We start from the raw sequence: 15,677 nt of genomic DNA, 5'->3' as shown, positions 1-15,677 counted from the left end.
GGGAGTGAAAGGGGCGGGGGCGAGCACAAATTACGCCTTGTTGTCGTCCACCTCGGAGAATTCGGCGTCGACGACTTCTTCGCCGTCCGCCGCATTCGCCGCACCAGCATCGGCCGCAGGCGAAGCCTCCGACTGCTGCTGCTTCTCGTAGATCGCCTGACCCAGCTTCATCGCGACCTGCGCGAGGGCCTGGCTCTTCTCGTTCATCGCGTCCGCGTCGCCGCTCTCGACTGCCGCCTTGGCCGCGTCGATCGCCGACTGGATTTCGCCCTTCAGAGCGTCGTCGACCTTGTCGCCATTTTCGGCGAGCTGGCGTTCGGTGGTGTGGATCAGCGATTCGGCATTGTTCTTCGCCTCGGCGGCGGCGCGACGCGCCTTGTCCTCCTCGGCGAACTTCTCGGCGTCGCGCACCATCTGGTCGATGTCGCTGTCCGACAGGCCACCGCTGGCCTGGATGCGGATCTGCTGCTCCTTGCCGGTGCCCTTGTCCTTGGCCGACACGTTGACCAGGCCGTTGGCGTCGATATCGAAAATCACCTCGATCTGCGGCACGCCGCGCGGGGCGGGGGGATGCCGACCAGGTCGAACTGACCCAGCAGCTTGTTGTCCGCCGCCATTTCGCGCTCGCCCTGGAAGACGCGGATCGTCACCGCCTGCTGATTGTCATCGGCAGTCGAATAGACCTGGCTCTTCTTGGTCGGGATCGTCGTGTTGCGGTCGATCATGCGGGTGAACACGCCACCCAGCGTCTCGATGCCCAGCGACAGCGGGGTCACGTCGAGCAGCAGCACGTCCTTGACGTCGCCCTGCAGCACGCCGGCCTGGATCGCCGCGCCGATCGCCACCACCTCATCGGGGTTGACGCCGGTATGCGGCTCCTTGCCGAAGAATTCCTTCACGACCTGGCGCACCTTGGGCATGCGGGTCATGCCGCCGACCAGCACCACTTCGTCGATCTGCGCAGCCTTCACGCCCGCGTCCGACATCGCCTTGCGGCACGGGTCGAGCGTGCGGGTGATCAGCTCGTCGACCAGCCGCTCCAGCTCCGCGCGCGACAGCGTCTTGACGAGGTGCTTGGGGCCATTCTGATCGGCGGTGATGAAGGGCAGGTTGACCTCGGTCGTCTGCGCCGACGACAGCTCGATCTTCGCCTTCTCGGCCGCTTCCTTCAGACGCTGGAGCGCCAGCTTGTCCTTGGTCAGGTCGATGCCTTCGGCCTTCTTGAACTCGTCGGCGAAATACTGGACCAGCTTGGAATCGAAATCCTCGCCGCCCAGGAAGGTGTCGCCATTGGTCGCCTTCACCTCGAACACGCCGTCGCCGATCTCGAGAATCGAGATGTCGAACGTGCCGCCGCCAAGGTCATAGACCGCGATGGTCTTGTTGTTGTCCTTCTCGAGGCCATAGGCGAGCGCCGCCGCGGTCGGCTCGTTGATGATGCGCAGCACTTCCAGGCCCGCGATCTTGCCCGCGTCCTTGGTCGCCTGACGCTGGGCGTCGTTGAAGTAAGCCGGGACGGTGATGACGGCCTGCGTCACGGTCTCGCCGAGGTAGGATTCGGCGGTTTCCTTCATCTTCTGCAGGATGAAGGCGCTGATCTGGCTGGGCGAATAATCCTCGCCGCCCGCCTTGACCCATGCGTCGCCGTTCGCACCCTTCACGATCGTGTAGGGGACCAGCTCGGTGTCCTTCTTGGTAATGGGATCGTCAAAGCGGCGGCCGATCAGGCGCTTGACCGCAAAGACGGTGTTGTCGGGGTTCGTGACCGCCTGGCGCTTGGCCGGCTGGCCGATCAGTCGCTCGCCATCCTTGGCGAATGCGACGATGGACGGCGTGGTGCGTGCGCCTTCCGCATTCTCGATCACCTTGGGCTTGCCGCCCTCCATCACTGCCACGCAGCTGTTGGTCGTGCCGAGATCGATTCCGATAACCTTACCCATGAGTCCTCTAAGGCCCCCGTATGCTAAATCATGTTAAACCAGTGCGTTACCGCGCCCCTGAAGCGGCAACGCGGCCTTCGCTAGGCGGGATATAGGAGTGCCGCGCCTTGCCGCAAGAGCGTGGCGCACCTAGGAATTTCACGGATGTTCCCGAATCGGGAGAAGGAGTTTCGACGATGCGGTCTTTGGTGACGGTCATGGCGGCGGCGGTGGCGCTGGCGGGATGTGAGCAGGCACAACTTGGCGTCGAGGACGCCTGGGTCCGCCTGCCCGCGGTGTCGAGCCGTCCGGGCGCGGCCTATTTCACGGTCAAGGGCGGGAATGAGGCGACCAGCCTGCTCGGCGTTTCTTCCCCTGCGGCGGTGCGGACCGAGCTGCACGAAATGAAGCATGAGGGCGGCATGATGACGATGGCCCCGATCAAGGACGTTGCCATCCCCGCCGGCGGCACGGTCAAGTTCGAACCGGGCGGCAAGCATGTCATGCTCTACGACCTCTCGCCCGAAATCCGCGCCGGCGGCAAGATCCCGCTGCGCCTCGCTTTCGCCAATGGCAAGACGGTCGAGGTCGAAGCCGAACTGCGCGCGCCCGGGCAGGAGAAGTAATCGGGCGGCGGGTGCCTTAATTGTCTATCTAATTGTCCAGGGTCAGGAGCGGCGCAGCCAGCCGCGCAGAAAGGTCAGCACGGGGAGGGCGAGCAGGAGCGACGCGGCGATGTCGCGCCATCCGTCGCCGGTAAGGCCCAGGACGAGGCCAGCCAGGCTCGTGACGAGCAGAAACACCGGGGCTGCCAGCACGCTGCCCGCTCCACGCGGTCCGATGCGGCGCGACGCGCTCACAGCGCCGATCCGGCATGAACGATTTCGTCCACCGCCCGCTCGGTGTTCCGCGCGCCCTTGCCCAACCACAATTGCAGCCCGGTCCACAGCACCCAGATCGTCGCCAGCGTCAGGATCGCCCACAGCATCTTGAGCGCGATCCCGCCATAGTCGCCGAAATGCAGCGGCTTGGACAGCATCAGCGCCTGGTTGAGCGCAGGCATTGCCGCGGTGTCGGTCAGCGTGCCGGTTTCGGCATCGACCAGCGCGGGGGTCAGCACATGGCTGGTCAGCGGCGTATCGCCCTGAAAGAAGATCGCATAATGCCGCCCGCTGCTCCATGCGCCGCCGGGAAAGCCGATAAACTGCGGCGACACGCCGGGCAAAGCCGCCTTGGCGGCCGTCATCGCCTTGTCGACCGATCCGTAGTCAGCGGGGGTGAGCGGCTGGTCCGCACCGCGCGCGGCGACCATCGCCTTCAGCTCGCCCTCGCGCCAGCTGTCGGTCAGCGGGTCGGCAAAGGCATTGATCACCCCGGTCAGTCCGACCACCAGCGCCCAACCCAGCGTCACCACGCCGAGCAGGTTATGCGTGTCGAGCCGCCGCACCCGCGCGCTCCGCGACTTGCGCAGCGTTCCGAACGGCAACCGCCGCATGAACGGGACGTAGAGGACCACACCCGACGCGATCGCGAGGATGAACAGTCCGCCCATCACGCCCAGAAACAACATCCCCGGCAGCCCCAGGAACATATCGGTATGTAGCTGCAGCAGGAAGTGCATCACGCCCTCTTCCTTGATCTCCCCCGCGCTCGCACCGGTGGTGCGGTCGTACGAGAATAGCCGCATCGCCGATCCCGGCGCATCGGGCGTCGGTCCGACGGTCACGGTGATGATCGGATTGTCCTGGCTGAACCCGATGAACAACGGCACCCCACCGCCCTGCGCCACCGCCTTGGCGATCAGGCTGTCGAGCGGCACGCCGCCCTGCGCCGACGGCATGCCCTGCATCGCCGTGGCCGCATCGCGTTCAGTCAGCGCCTCGATCTCGTCGTGAAAGATCAGCGGCAGTCCGGTGACGCACAGCATCAGCAGGAACGCCGTCGACACGATGCTGCTCCACTTGTGGATCAGGAACCAGGTCTTGATCGTCGAGCGGGTCACGGAGAGCGGCGATCCTGGGAGGGCGTGGAGGAAGCAAGCGCCTAACCCGCGCCACGCTGCACGTCAATGCGAGGCATTCGCAATTGCAATCCGCTTACGCGCTTCGCCATGTCCCCGGCGCGACGTCATCCAGCGTCCAGTCGCCCACGCGCCAGCGCACCAGCCGCAACGTCGGATGGCCGACCGCTGCGGTCATGCGCCGCACCTGCCGGTTACGCCCTTCGGCGATGGTCAGCGCGATCCAGCAATCGGGGACGCTCTTGCGGAACCGCACCGGCGGGTCGCGCGGCCAGATCGCGGGCGGGTCGATCCGCTCGGCCAGCGCCGGGCGGGTCATCCCGTCCTTCAATCGCACTCCGCTGCGCAGCGCCGCCAGCGCGGCGTCATCCGGCTCGCCCTCGACCTGCGCCCAATAGGTTTTGGCCACCTTGTGCTTCGGGTCGGCGATCCGCGCCTGCAACCGCCCGTCATCGGTCAGCAGCAACAACCCTTCGCTGTCGCGATCCAGCCGCCCGGCGGGATATACCCCCGGCACGTCGATATAGTCCGCCAGCGTCGGATGCCCGCTCCCCTCGTCGGTGAATTGCGAGAGCACGCCCCAGGGCTTGTTGAACAGGATCAGCATGGGGAGGGTCTAGACATAACCGTCCCCACGTTCCACCTCAGCCGCGATGACCCATCGCCGCCCGCTCACCCCCGGAGAGATCGCCTTGGCGCGCAGCATCTTCGGCGATGCGATCGACTATGCCGCCGCCGCCATCGCCAATCGCAAATGGATCTTCTTTCAGCCGCGCGGCGTCACCATGGCCCCGCGCGGTTGCATCCATTTCCATCCCAGGGGCGGCAATTACCGCGACGATTTCGCGAGCGCCCCCCTCTCGCTCCAGGGCCATTTCATCCATGAGATGACCCATGTCTGGCAGCATCAGCAGGGCATCTTCCTGCCCCTGCGCCGCCACCCGTTCTGCCGCTACGATTACGCGCTCAAGCCCGGCTGGACGCTCGACCGCTACGGGATCGAGCAGCAGGCAGAGATCGTCCGCCACGTCTTCCTGCTCGGTCGCGGCGCGACCATCCCCGGCGCGCCGCCCGCCGCGCACTATCGCGGTATCCTGCCCTTCACGCCGGACTGAGCCGAATTATTGCGGTCGTTCGGCCGCATTGTCGCTGGGCAGGCGTACCGGCTCGGTCGGCCGCGTCGGTGCCGGCGGCGGCGGCGGCGGTGGCGGTGGAGGTGCGACCCGAACCGGGGGCGGCGCGGCCTGCGGGCGCTGTGGCGGGGTATATTGCGGGCGCGGCTGGGGTTGAGCCTGAGGCTGGGATTGAGGCTGCGGTTGCGGTTGCGGTCGCCATTGCGGGCGCGGCTGGGGCTGGGCCTGAGGCTGCGGCTGCGGTCGCCATTGCGGGCGCGGCTGGGGCTGGGCCTGAGGCTGCGGCTGCGGTCGCCATTGCGGGCGCGGCTGGGGCGAAGTTTGCGGCACCGTGCCGGGCTGCGGCGTGATGCGGACCGGACCCTGCGGGCCACTTTCCCGCGGCACCGCACCCTCGGGCATCCGGCGACGCCACTGGCCGGGGCGATCGCCTTCGGGTCGCCCGGCACCGGGGCGGGGCGGACGCGGTGTCGCAACGGGTGGCGGGGCAGGGGTTGGGGCAGGTTGCACCGCGACCGGCGGCACCGGCGCGGGAGTCGGCGCCGGCGATGGGGTCATGCCCGGCCGCCCTCCGTCCGGCCGCTGTCCGCCGGGACGTCCCGCGCCAGTCTGGCCACCCTCGGGCCGTCCACCACCCGGACGTCCGGCACCGGGCCGACCAGCCTCGGGCCGACCACCGCCGGGACGTCCCGCGCCACTCTGGCCGCCCTCCGGCCGCCCGCCCGGGCGTCCAACTCCGGGCCGTCCACTCTCCGGCCGCCCGCCGCCGGGTCGACCGGCTCCCGGTCGGCCATCGCGGTCGCGCCATGGCGGACGCACGCCCAGCCCGGGACGACCCGGTCGACCCGGTCCGTCAAAGCGCGGCGGGGCCCCACGAAAATCGTCGCGCTGCCAGCGGCGAAAGCGATCGCCGTCCAGCCGCCGCCGCTCGCGCTCGCGCTCCAGCCGCAAGCGCCAGCGCACGCCGTCCGCCCCGCTGCGCCAGCGCTGCCAGCCCGGATGCCGCATCCGCCCGGTTTCCCAGCGCAGCCGCCATTCGATCACCGTCGCGATCTGGCCCGCCCACCATCCGGCGTCGACCGCGTCCCATTGCTCCTCGCCGTCCGCAGCCTCGCGCAGATCGATGCCGCGCTCATACAATTCGGCGGCCCGATCGTCCCACATGTCGCTCTCGCGCGGGGACAAGGCCGCACCGCCGCTGTCATAGACCAGCGCCAGCCGCTGCCCCTGATAGGCGAATGAGCGCCGCGCCTCCTGCACCAGGAACGGTGCATCCGCATCCGGCTCGAAATAATAATAGCGCATCGCGCCATCCTCGTCGGTCTCAGCCAGCACCAGATGCCCGGTCTGCAACTCCCAGCCCCACGCATCCCCGCGCCCGAAGCCAAAGGTGAAGTCCGGCGGCGCATCGCCGATCGCCTCCAGCAAGCCATCGGCGGCGTCGATCCAGTAATAATCGCCAGCATCCGCCCGCCATCCGGCCTGCGCGGCGGGGGAAGGGGCATTGGCGGCGGGAGCAGGCGCACCCGCCGTCGAAGCCGAACCGACACCCCCACCCGCCAGCACCAGCGCCATCGCCGCCAGGCTCACTCCACGCACACGCCGCATCGTTCCGCTCCCAAAGTCCATGCCGCGATAGTCGGCGAGTCGGTATGAACGGCGGGTGGATGGAATTGGGGGATGGACGCCAACTGAAAATGTAAGAAGACCGCCCTGACCCAGTCTGTGAAGCCGGAACCGTAGGCCCGTTGCACCCGCGCTCTCACCCCGGCTTGCGCGTCACCAGGCCAATGAACCCCGAACGCACATCAACCAGCTTTGCTGGTGCCCCCCTCGCAACCCGCCGCCCGCGCCCCTATCTCCCCCCTAGCTTCCCCTCAAGAACAAAGCTAGAACTCCCGGCATGGCACTGACTCACATTTCCGTCCGCGGCGCGCGCGAGCATAACCTCAAGGGCGTGGACATCGACATTCCGCGCGACACGCTGACGGTCATCACCGGCCTGTCGGGCAGCGGCAAATCCAGCCTCGCCTTCGATACCATCTATGCCGAGGGGCAGCGGCGCTATGTCGAGAGCCTGAGCGCCTATGCGCGCCAGTTCCTCGAGATGATGCAGAAGCCCGATGTCGAGCATATCGATGGCCTCAGCCCCGCGATCAGCATCGAGCAGAAGACGACCAGCCGCAACCCGCGCTCGACCGTCGCGACGGTGACCGAGATCTACGATTATATGCGCCTGCTGTGGGCGCGCGTCGGCATCCCCTACAGCCCCGCCACCGGTCTGCCCATCGCGGCGCAGACTGTCAGCCAGATGGTCGACCGCGTCCTCGCGCTCCCCGAAGGCACCCGCCTGCTGCTCCTCGCCCCCCGTCGTGCGCGGCCGCAAGGGCGAGTATCGCAAGGAACTCGCCGAGTGGCAAAAGGCCGGTTTCCAGCGCGTCCGCATCGACGGCGAAACCTATCTGATCGAGGAAGCCCCCGCGCTCGACAAGAAGTACAAGCATGACATCGAGGTGGTCGTGGACCGCCTGGTGGTCCGCGACGACATCGCCACGCGCCTCGCGGAGAGCTTCGAGACGGCGCTGAAGCTGGCGGACGGGCTGGCCTTCGTCGATCTGGTGGACACCACGGTCGACGCGCTCGCCAACAACCGCGTAAACGAAGCGCCGCAGAGCTTCACCCACGACGTCGCCCCAGCGAAAGCTGGGGCCTCCAGCGAAGGCGCGCTGCCGTCAGAGACCCCGGCTTTCGCCGGGGTGACGGATGGCAAGATGAAGGGCACCGGTCTGCCGCCCAACCGCATCGTCTTCTCCGAACGCTTCGCCTGTCCTGTCAGCGGCTTCACCATCGCCGAGATCGAACCGCGCCTGTTCTCCTTCAACGCCCCGCAGGGCGCGTGCCCGGCGTGCGACGGCCTCGGCGAAAAGCTGGTGTTCGACGAAGACCTCGTCGTCCCCAACCATGAGCTGAGCATCAAGAAGGGTGCGGTCGTCCCCTGGGCCAAGTCCAATCCGCCCAGCCCCTATTACATGCAGGTGCTCGGCAGCCTCGCCCGCGAATTCGGCTTCTCCCTCGACACCCCGTGGAAGGACCTGCCCGGCGAGGTCCAGCTGATCATCCTCCACGGCACCGGCGGGCGTCCGGTCACGCTCACCTTCATCGACGGCCGCAAGAGCTACGACGTGAAGAAGCCGTTCGAGGGCGTCATCGGCAACCTCAACCGCCGCATGCTCCAGACCGAAAGCGCCTGGATGCGCGAGGAACTGTCCAAATACCAGGCCGCGCACCCGTGCGAGACCTGCCACGGCGCGCGCCTCAAGCCGGAGGCGCTGGCGGTCAAGATCGCGGGCCGCGACATCTCCAGCGTCACCCGCCTGTCGGTCGCCGACGCGGTCCCGTTCTTCCAGACGCTTCCCGCCGCGCTCACCGGCCAGCAGCAGGAGATCGCCCGCGCGATCCTCAAGGAAATCGACGAACGCCTCGGCTTCCTCAACAATGTCGGCCTCGATTACCTCAACCTCGATCGCACCAGCGGCACGCTGTCGGGCGGGGAGAGCCAGCGCATCCGCCTCGCGTCACAGATCGGCAGCGGCCTGTCCGGCGTCCTCTACGTCCTCGACGAACCCAGCATCGGCCTGCATCAGCGCGACAACGACATGCTGCTCGTCACCCTCCGGCGGCTCCGCGATCTCGGCAACACCGTGCTGGTGGTCGAACATGACGAGGACGCGATCCGCAGCGCCGATTACGTCATCGACATGGGGCCGGGCGCGGGCGTCCATGGCGGCGAGGTCGTCGCACAGGGGACGTTCGAACAGGTGCTCGCCTGCACCGACTCCATCACCGCCGACTATCTCGCCGGCCGCCGCGAAGTCCCGCTCCCCGCCAAGCGCCGCAAGGGCAATGGCAAGAAGCTGACCGTCCACAACGCCACCGCCAACAACCTCACCGGCGTCACCGCGTCGATCCCGCTCGGCACCTTCACCTGCATCACCGGCGTGTCCGGCTCGGGCAAGTCGAGCTTCACCATCGACACGCTCTACGCCGCCGCCGCGCGTCACCTCAACGGCGCGCGCATGCTCGCGGGCAAGCATGACCGGATCACCGGCCTCGATCATCTCGACAAGGTGATCGACATCGATCAGTCGCCGATCGGCCGCACCCCGCGCTCCAACCCCGCGACCTATACCGGCGCCTTCACCAACATCCGCGACTGGTTCGCCGGGCTGCCCGAGGCTCAGGTGCGCGGCTACAAGCCCGGCCGGTTCAGCTTCAACGTCAAGGGCGGGCGGTGCGAGGCCTGCACCGGCGACGGCCTGCTCAAGATCGAAATGCACTTCCTGCCCGACGTCTACGTCACCTGCGACGTATGCCACGGCCAGCGCTACAACCGCGAAACGCTGGAGGTGAAGTTCAAGGGGCGCAGCATCGCCGACGTGCTCGACATGACGGTCGAGGATGCGGTGGAGTTCTTCAAGGCCGTCCCCCCGATCCGCGACAAGATGGCGATGCTGGCCGAAGTCGGCCTCGGCTATATCAAGGTCGGCCAACAGGCCACGACCCTGTCCGGCGGCGAAGCCCAGCGCGTCAAACTCGCCAAGGAACTCAGCCGCCGCGCCACCGGCCAGACGCTCTACATCCTCGACGAACCCACCACGGGTCTGCATTTCGAGGACGTCCGCAAGCTGCTGGAGGTGCTCCACGCGCTGGTCGAACAGGGCAACACCGTGGTGGTGATCGAACATAACCTCGATGTCATCAAGACCGCCGACTGGATCCTCGACCTCGGCCCCGAAGGCGGCGTCAAGGGCGGCGAGATCGTCGCCGAGGGCACGCCGGAGGCAGTGGCGAAGGAGCCGCGCAGCTATACGGGGAAGTATCTTGCGCCGTTGCTGGAGCGGGGTGGGGTGAAGGAGCGGGCTGAGGTGGCGGCGGAGTAGAGAGGTATGGGTGCGAACCGCTCACACCACTATGTTCCTAAGTGCTATCTACGCAACTTCGCTGAGAGCGCTGGGCAGAAGACGATCAGTCTCTTCAATATCAGGCAGCGAAAGGTGATAAAGGGCGCTCCGATCAAAAGCCAATGCGCTCGAGATTTCCTCTATGGCCGTGATGAACTCGAGTTTCATTTGAGTGAAATTGAAGGGCGATACGCTGAGTGGATTACCCGTGGCATACTCGCTTGCCCTCCCCGACTTATCGAAGGCATCGACGTATTTTGTAGGTTTTTCGCGATCATCCAATACATGCGAACCGAAGCTCATGCGGCGCGCATGCGGGCTCACTTCTCACTAACGACCGCTCTCGCGGATATTCCTATCGACAGTGAGTTTCTGGCTGGCATGGATATGTCGGATACGGCCTTGGCACGCGATGGCATCAATTTTGCGCTTCAACTTAGACCGCACCTTGATGATCTGAAATTCGTCTTGCTCGATAACAGATCGTCTGAGAATTTTTTGACCTGTGACGATCCAGTGGTGATGACCAATCGCCTATATTTTCTGCGCGTTGGCGATAGCAACTTCGGGTTAGGCAGCGCAGGGACGATCTTCTCTCTCCCGTTGTCACCCAAAGTCGCGATGCTGCTTTATGACGGCGACGTTTATGCTCCGCGTAAACGCAGTCCACAGTGGGTCACATGCAGCCAAGTATCTGATGTTAGAGCCTTCAACGATTTGATCTTTCTGAAAGCCCGAGAAAACGTTTACTTCTGCTCGCCAGATGATTTCTCGCACGATCATTTTCAGCAAGTCGAAAGCGCGCGGATAGCCCACTGGGAACGAGGTAAAGTCCTAGGGTCGGGACCCATAAACGGGATTCCCTTGGCGGCTGGGATGTGATTCATGCGCTGCGCCAGCAGGAGCGTGGATTTGAGCGAGTTTTGGTTGAGTGAAGCCCAGTTCGAGCGGCTTCGTCCGCTGCTGCCGGACAAGGTGCGCGGTGTGGCGCGGGTCGATGATCGGCGGGTGATCAGCGGCATCATTCATGTGGTGAAGTCGGGCGGGCGCTGGGTCGACGCGCCGGCCTGCTACGGGCCGAGGAAGACGCTCTACAACCGGTTCGTGCGCTGGGCGGCAAAGGGTGTGTGGCAGGAGCTGTTCGTCACGCTCGCGGCAGCAGGCGGGCCGCCCGCCGAGGTCCTGATCGACAGCACGCATATGAAGGCGCACCGCTCCGCGGGCGGTGGAAAAGGGGGCGCTCGTCCAGGCGATCGGGATCAGCCGGGGCGGCCGCAACAGCAAGCTCCACGCGCTCACCGACGGCGAAGGTCGGCCGCTCCGCTTCCTGCTGACCGGTGGCCAGGTCGCCGACTGCCGCGCAGCCGATGTGTTGCTCGATGATCTCGCGCCGCGCACCATCGTGCTCGCGGACAAGGCTTACGACAGCAATGCGATCCGCGACCTGATCGAGCGGCAGGGTGCCGTTCCGAACATCCCCTCCAAGACGAACCGCCGCTGGAAAAGCTGCTTCTCCAAGACGCTCTACAAGGGCCGCAACGCCGTCGAGCGCATGTTCTGCCGCCTCAAGGATTATCGCCGCATCGCCACCCGCTACGACAAGCTCGCCACCAACTTCCTCAGCGCCATCTACCTCGCCGCAGCCGTCACATGGTGGTTATGAGTCCCGACCCTAGTGCAGGTAGACGAGAATGAGCATGGTCGGATATTCCGAGAGTCGGATGAACTTTTACCTGACGGAGCGTCCGTCATCTGGACATCGCAGCAGCATCCCCGTCCGTTGCGTTGGCCGAAATTGCTCCCCTTCAAGACACCAGCTTTCGGTTACAGCAATGGCTCGGGTATGGGGTACATGCGTCGCGCTACGGTGCCGCCAGAGGCAGGGGGCGTAATGCGCCGACGGGTGTAGCCTGACATACCGTTTCATAGCTTATCGAGCTTCGATAAAGCGTTCGCGGTTACTGAGTAGCGTCTGGATCTGGCTCCACCGCGGCTCCAGCCAAGCCACCAGTGCCCGATTGCTCGCATTCCCACACCTCAGCCATAGAAACGCGAACCGATCCGGCAGCCGCAGCGTCACGAAGTCTTCGTCTTTGCTGACCAGCACGGCACCGTCCGCTTCCGCCCGCGCCGCGATCTCAACATCGCTCGCCGCGATCATGCCGATCTCGGCCACATGAACCGCTTCATGCCCACGAGCGCGCAGCCACCCGCCCAAGGCGGGCGGCAATTGCGCATCGATCAGGAACTTCATTCGGCGGCGAGCACTACCGGATGGTCCGCCTGCGCCGCCGCATAGGCCAGCACAGCGCGCACATCATCCTCGCTCAGATAGGGGAAGTCGGCAGCGATCTCCGCCGGGGTCGCGCCGCCCGCCAGCATCTCCAACACGTCCTTCACCCGAACGCGCGTTCCGGTTACCACCGGACGCCCGCCACAGACCAGCGGGTCCACCGAGATGCGCGAGAAGCCTGCGAGCGTCATCACATCAAGATGTGCCGAATATGCGAAAATCGCAAGTTCTGCCGCTCTGGCATCCCATACCTCGCCAAGCTAACCTTTCCCCATGCCCCACCTCGAAACCCAATTCGCCCATCTCGGCCTAAACGCCACCGCCACCGTCGAACCCCCCTTCGACGGCATGGCCTGGTACGCCGGCTACGAACAACGCCACGCCGCCGACGGGATCGAGGGCCGCCTCGTCTCGCAATACAGCTTCACCGAAAGCTGGACCTCCTGGGAAGTCCACCCGCACGGTGCGGAGCTGGTCATCTGCACCGCAGGGGAAATGACGCTGGTGCAGGAACTGCCCGATGGCACCACCACCCGCGAAACCCTCACCCCCGGCGACTATGCGATCAACCCGCCCGGCGTGTGGCACACGGCGGACGTGCCCCCCGGCACCACCGCCACCGCGATCTTCATCACCCCCGGCGCCGGCACCGACCACCGCCCGCGCTGATCCGCGCCCTTGCGCCGCACGCCGCGCTACGCTCTCATCGCCGCACAAGGAGGGAAGGGGGACCCTGATGACCGACCTGCTCGCACTGCTGATCATCCTCGGCGGCATCGCCTTCCCGTTCATCGCCATGCCCCTGCTGTGGCGCCGCATGAAGCGCGTGCGCGACGCCAGCTATCGTGAGGCAAGGGCAAAGGAGCGCCCCCACACCGCGTGGGAGGAAAGCGCGCCGCGCGCCGACGGCCTTTCCACCACGCGCCGCCACGATCCCAACGAAGCGCTGATCGACCTCGGCGACCGCGCCCGCCACAGCCGCTGGCCGCTCAACAACGAATAGGGGCTGCTCGCCACGCCACGCTTTACTAGAGTATCAATCTAGACTATCACTCCAATCATCACGATCTGGAGTCGCCCCCCATGCCCCATATCCGTTCCCGCAAGTCCAGCATTGCCGCCACCCTCGCGGTCCTGCTCGCCACCGCAGTCCCCGCCGCCGCCGCCTGGTACATCAAGTTCGACGGCGTCGATGGCAGCGCCGCCGGCGGTGAGCACAAGGAGTGGATCGAGATCGCCTCGGTCAGCCTCGCGACCGCCAGGGGTGCTGCTGGCGACCGCCGCATCGCCAGCGGCAGCGACCCCGTCCCCGCCGGCCTGCTGCTTCCCGCCGTTCAGAAGGCGCGAGTGCTGACCGCCGCCGTTCCCGCCTGGCGCGGGTGCAAGGTCGGCCAGCGGCTCCCCCGCCTGCCGATCCGCAACGACAAGACCGGTCGTACCGGCGCGATCCTCGACGCCACGGTCACCGATTGCGGCGCCGAACAGATCAGCCTCAACTTCTCTAAGATCGAGATGCGCTGAAACGGCGGGGAGGGGGGCTTTCCTACAGCCCCCGTTCCGACATATCTGGATGGTCCTCTCGTCATCGAAGGGACCGCCCATGATCCAGCCGCATCGCTGCGCCCGACCCGCCGGTCGCGTGCCCGTCGTTCGAGTGTCGCACAGGTGTCGCGTCGCTTGTGTCAGCCAGTCGCGTCGCGATCGCGCGCCAGTCGCGCCCTTGTCGGCCCTGTGTCGCCCCTGCGTCGCGCAGGTGTCGCGACGCTGGCGCAAACCCGTCCCGTCGCGGTCGCATTCCGGTCGTTTCGCCCCGAAACACCCCCCATGTTCGTCAGCTTGGTCGGAAGCCTGTCACCCCGCGAAACCGGCAATCCGGGGAGGCAGGGGTGCCGCCGCCTGCCATTCCGCGGCCTGCCCTTGTAAATTCCGGGCATTGGGCGCATATGGGGGCTGCTACAGTCGCAAATCGACGGTCTTCGGTGCTTTGCGGCCCCTTCTTCCTTCTTTCCCTGCCTCCGCAGCGCGAGGTCCGCCCACACGGGGCGCGCCGATAGCAGAAGGAAGTATCCAATGAGCATCAACGGCACCGTCAAATTCTTCAATGCGGACAAGGGCTATGGCTTCATCGCCCCCGACAACGGCGGCGGCGACGCTTTCGTGCACATCTCCGCGGTTGAGCGCGCCGGCATGGCGACGCTGAACCAGGATCAGCGCGTCAGCTACGAGCTGGAGCAGGACAAGCGCGGCAAGATGGCTGCGGTGAACCTCCAGGCTGTCGACTAATTCGTGCCGGGCGGCGCGCGCCGGGCGTGCGCCGCCCGAAACTACCAGCAAAAAGGAGGTGCCGGATGGCTGCCCAGACGCTGACCTATCGTGACAATGCGGCGAAATGCCGCGCCGATGCCGATTCCGCGACGCTCGACAATGTCCGTGAGCGCAATTTGCGCGCCGAGGCTGCATGGCTCGCCATGGCCGATCGCCAGGAACGCACCGACACTGCCCGCGCCGTGCGCGAGGCGAATGTAACACCCAGACAGGATACCCAGTGAAGTCGATTTTTTCGCTAAGTACCAGACTCTTACCCATCATCAGCGGTCGGCGCGTCCGCCGCTCACCTTCCTCGCCCGGCGCACCGCCGACGACCTCCGCGCCGCCGCAGTGGCCCGCGCCGCCGTCCTCGAAGTGATCGGCTAGAACAGCTCGGCAATCCCCGCGGTTAGCAGCAACAGGCTGACCGCCGCCAGCAACACCGCATTGGTCCGCCGTCCGTTGACCCGCAGCAGCACCAGCAGCAGGATCAGCACGCCGAGCGAGGCCAGCACCTCCACCGCGTCCCCGGTCCCGGAGAATGTCTCCTCCGGCGACGCCACGACGAATTCCAGCCCGATCGACCCGATCCAGCTGCCGACATTCGCCGCCAGCAACCCGCCGATCACCATCCGGTTCTGCCGGTCGTACCACAGGTCGAAATCGGGCCAGTCGGCCGGCTCATCCGGAAAGATCAGCGACGCCGCGAGATAATAGATCCCGACGATCGCCAGCACGCTGACCAAAGTCAGGTAATTCGCCCCGATCTGCGGCTGCGCCTCCCAGGCCAGCAGCCAGAATGAGGTGAGGTCCAGGATGACGACGATGCCCAGCAACGGCGTCAGCCACCCGACCCGCACCGCCTTCCCGCCGCGCTTGAGCTTCAGCACCCGGGCAAATCCGCCCAGAACCTCGGCAATGGCGAGCCCCAGCAACAATCCATAGACCGCGAATACCAGCTCGAACGGTGTCATCGCTGCGCTCTCCTAATTGTCGGGACCAGCTTAACCCGCTCAACCCAAAAGAAAACCGCCGCCCCGGTTG

At 66.1% G+C, this 15,677-nt stretch carries 17 protein-coding genes and 2 pseudogenes; 11 read left to right on the top strand and 8 right to left on the bottom strand.

Going from position 1 to position 15,677, the window contains the following annotated elements; all coding sequences use genetic code 11:
- Positions 1–30 precede the first annotated feature (30 nt).
- Positions 31–1,940 (bottom strand): annotated as a pseudogene (gene dnaK / locus LRS12_RS18990) (molecular chaperone DnaK).
- Between the two features lie 176 nt (positions 1,941–2,116).
- Between dnaK and LRS12_RS18985 the strand changes: the two are divergent.
- Positions 2,117–2,545, top strand: a complete 429-nt coding sequence (locus tag LRS12_RS18985) for a copper chaperone PCu(A)C (RefSeq protein ID WP_257846027.1) — start codon at positions 2,117–2,119, stop codon at positions 2,543–2,545.
- 42 nt (positions 2,546–2,587) lie between these two features.
- On the opposite strand, the gene LRS12_RS18980 is transcribed toward LRS12_RS18985, so the two are convergent.
- The 3 genes from LRS12_RS18980 to LRS12_RS18970 form a co-directional block, all read right to left on the bottom strand.
- Complete coding sequence (locus tag LRS12_RS18980; RefSeq protein WP_257846026.1) at positions 2,588–2,779, bottom strand: hypothetical protein; 192 nt, start codon at positions 2,777–2,779, stop codon at positions 2,588–2,590.
- Positions 2,776–3,921, bottom strand: coding sequence for a PepSY domain-containing protein (locus LRS12_RS18975; RefSeq protein WP_257846025.1), 1,146 nt, complete (start codon positions 3,919–3,921; stop codon positions 2,776–2,778). The genes LRS12_RS18980 and LRS12_RS18975 overlap by 4 nt, the downstream gene beginning before the upstream one ends.
- A gap of 94 nt (positions 3,922–4,015) precedes the next feature.
- Positions 4,016–4,546: an rRNA large subunit pseudouridine synthase E gene (locus LRS12_RS18970; protein WP_257846024.1), complete on the bottom strand. Its 531-nt coding sequence runs from the start codon at positions 4,544–4,546 to the stop codon at positions 4,016–4,018.
- A gap of 46 nt (positions 4,547–4,592) precedes the next feature.
- On the opposite strand from LRS12_RS18970, the gene LRS12_RS18965 reads away from it, so the two are divergent.
- The gene (locus tag LRS12_RS18965; RefSeq protein WP_257846023.1) at positions 4,593–5,054 is read left to right on the top strand and encodes a vgr related protein; all 462 of its coding nucleotides are present in this window, start codon (positions 4,593–4,595) and stop codon (positions 5,052–5,054) included.
- A gap of 6 nt (positions 5,055–5,060) precedes the next feature.
- On the opposite strand, the gene LRS12_RS18960 is transcribed toward LRS12_RS18965, so the two are convergent.
- The gene (locus LRS12_RS18960) at positions 5,061–6,680 is read right to left on the bottom strand and encodes a hypothetical protein (protein ID WP_257846022.1); all 1,620 of its coding nucleotides are present in this window, start codon (positions 6,678–6,680) and stop codon (positions 5,061–5,063) included.
- Positions 6,681–6,975: 295 nt separating this feature from the next.
- Here LRS12_RS18960 and LRS12_RS20495 point away from each other — a divergent pair.
- From LRS12_RS20495 to LRS12_RS18945, 4 genes and pseudogenes are all read left to right on the top strand, one after another.
- A pseudogene (locus tag LRS12_RS20495) lies at positions 6,976–7,434 on the top strand (excinuclease ABC subunit A); the annotation flags it as partial.
- A gap of 10 nt (positions 7,435–7,444) precedes the next feature.
- Positions 7,445–10,012 carry an excinuclease ABC subunit UvrA gene (uvrA, locus tag LRS12_RS18955; protein WP_374581614.1) on the top strand — a complete coding sequence of 856 codons (2,568 nt, stop codon included), beginning with the start codon at positions 7,445–7,447 and terminating at the stop codon, positions 10,010–10,012.
- A 6-nt stretch (positions 10,013–10,018) separates the two neighbouring features.
- Positions 10,019–10,915, top strand: a complete 897-nt coding sequence (locus LRS12_RS18950; RefSeq protein WP_257846021.1) for a DUF4238 domain-containing protein — start codon at positions 10,019–10,021, stop codon at positions 10,913–10,915.
- A 3-nt stretch (positions 10,916–10,918) separates the two neighbouring features.
- Positions 10,919–11,696 (top strand): IS5 family transposase gene (locus LRS12_RS18945; protein ID WP_374579991.1). Its coding sequence is split into 2 segments (ribosomal slippage): positions 10,919–11,280 and positions 11,279–11,696, totalling 780 coding nucleotides; the frame shifts between segments, so codons are not numbered across the junction.
- Positions 11,697–11,963: 267 nt separating this feature from the next.
- On the opposite strand, the gene LRS12_RS18940 is transcribed toward LRS12_RS18945, so the two are convergent.
- Together LRS12_RS18940 and LRS12_RS18935 are read right to left on the bottom strand one after the other, a co-directional pair.
- A complete protein-coding gene (locus LRS12_RS18940) occupies positions 11,964–12,287 on the bottom strand; it encodes a DUF5615 family PIN-like protein (protein ID WP_257846020.1) in 324 nt (107 codons plus the stop codon).
- On the bottom strand, positions 12,284–12,517 hold the full coding sequence (locus LRS12_RS18935; RefSeq protein WP_257846019.1) for a DUF433 domain-containing protein: 234 nt from the start codon (positions 12,515–12,517) through the stop codon (positions 12,284–12,286). Before LRS12_RS18935 ends, LRS12_RS18940 begins: the two co-directional genes overlap by 4 nt.
- An 82-nt stretch (positions 12,518–12,599) precedes the next feature.
- On the opposite strand from LRS12_RS18935, the gene LRS12_RS18930 reads away from it, so the two are divergent.
- From LRS12_RS18930 to LRS12_RS18910, 5 genes are all read left to right on the top strand, one after another.
- Positions 12,600–12,995: a cupin domain-containing protein gene (locus tag LRS12_RS18930; RefSeq protein ID WP_257846018.1), complete on the top strand. Its 396-nt coding sequence runs from the start codon at positions 12,600–12,602 to the stop codon at positions 12,993–12,995.
- 67 nt (positions 12,996–13,062) lie between these two features.
- Complete coding sequence (locus LRS12_RS18925; RefSeq protein WP_257846017.1) at positions 13,063–13,329, top strand: hypothetical protein; 267 nt, start codon at positions 13,063–13,065, stop codon at positions 13,327–13,329.
- Positions 13,330–13,409: 80 nt separating this feature from the next.
- Complete coding sequence (locus LRS12_RS18920) at positions 13,410–13,847, top strand: type VI secretion system tube protein Hcp (protein WP_257846016.1); 438 nt, start codon at positions 13,410–13,412, stop codon at positions 13,845–13,847.
- Positions 13,848–14,396: 549 nt separating this feature from the next.
- Positions 14,397–14,609 carry a cold-shock protein gene (locus LRS12_RS18915; protein ID WP_257846015.1) on the top strand — a complete coding sequence of 71 codons (213 nt, stop codon included), beginning with the start codon at positions 14,397–14,399 and terminating at the stop codon, positions 14,607–14,609.
- A 65-nt stretch (positions 14,610–14,674) separates the two neighbouring features.
- A complete protein-coding gene (locus LRS12_RS18910; RefSeq protein ID WP_257846014.1) occupies positions 14,675–14,875 on the top strand; it encodes a hypothetical protein in 201 nt (66 codons plus the stop codon).
- 141 nt (positions 14,876–15,016) lie between these two features.
- Here the strand turns inward: LRS12_RS18910 and LRS12_RS18905 are convergent, their stop codons facing one another.
- Positions 15,017–15,607: a hypothetical protein gene (locus LRS12_RS18905; protein ID WP_257846013.1), complete on the bottom strand. Its 591-nt coding sequence runs from the start codon at positions 15,605–15,607 to the stop codon at positions 15,017–15,019.
- Positions 15,608–15,677: the final 70 nt, after the last annotated feature.

The organism is Sphingomonas sp. J344 (assembly GCF_024700005.1).
Lineage (GTDB): Bacteria > Pseudomonadota > Alphaproteobacteria > Sphingomonadales > Sphingomonadaceae > Sphingomonas.
The sequence above is the reverse complement of the archived record's forward strand: the minus strand, read 5'-3'. Positions and strand labels throughout refer to the sequence as shown.

Excerpts from the sequence above, each read along its gene's own strand:
- LRS12_RS18960 (WP_257846022.1), bottom strand. The coding sequence starts at position 6,680 with ATGCGGCGTGTGCGTGGAGTGAGCCTGGCGGCGATGGCGCTGGTGCTG.
- LRS12_RS18910 (WP_257846014.1), top strand. The coding sequence starts at position 14,675 with ATGGCTGCCCAGACGCTGACCTATCGTGACAATGCGGCGAAATGCCGC.
- LRS12_RS18930 (WP_257846018.1), top strand. The coding sequence starts at position 12,600 with ATGCCCCACCTCGAAACCCAATTCGCCCATCTCGGCCTAAACGCCACC.
- LRS12_RS18950 (WP_257846021.1), top strand. The coding sequence starts at position 10,019 with ATGGGTGCGAACCGCTCACACCACTATGTTCCTAAGTGCTATCTACGC.
- LRS12_RS18965 (WP_257846023.1), top strand. The coding sequence starts at position 4,593 with ATGACCCATCGCCGCCCGCTCACCCCCGGAGAGATCGCCTTGGCGCGC.
- LRS12_RS18920 (WP_257846016.1), top strand. The coding sequence starts at position 13,410 with ATGCCCCATATCCGTTCCCGCAAGTCCAGCATTGCCGCCACCCTCGCG.
- LRS12_RS18970 (WP_257846024.1), bottom strand. The coding sequence starts at position 4,546 with ATGCTGATCCTGTTCAACAAGCCCTGGGGCGTGCTCTCGCAATTCACC.
- LRS12_RS18940 (WP_257846020.1), bottom strand. The coding sequence starts at position 12,287 with ATGAAGTTCCTGATCGATGCGCAATTGCCGCCCGCCTTGGGCGGGTGG.
- LRS12_RS18905 (WP_257846013.1), bottom strand. The coding sequence starts at position 15,607 with ATGACACCGTTCGAGCTGGTATTCGCGGTCTATGGATTGTTGCTGGGG.
- LRS12_RS18925 (WP_257846017.1), top strand. The coding sequence starts at position 13,063 with ATGACCGACCTGCTCGCACTGCTGATCATCCTCGGCGGCATCGCCTTC.
- LRS12_RS18985 (WP_257846027.1), top strand. The coding sequence starts at position 2,117 with ATGCGGTCTTTGGTGACGGTCATGGCGGCGGCGGTGGCGCTGGCGGGA.
- LRS12_RS18915 (WP_257846015.1), top strand. The coding sequence starts at position 14,397 with ATGAGCATCAACGGCACCGTCAAATTCTTCAATGCGGACAAGGGCTAT.
- LRS12_RS18935 (WP_257846019.1), bottom strand. The coding sequence starts at position 12,517 with ATGACGCTCGCAGGCTTCTCGCGCATCTCGGTGGACCCGCTGGTCTGT.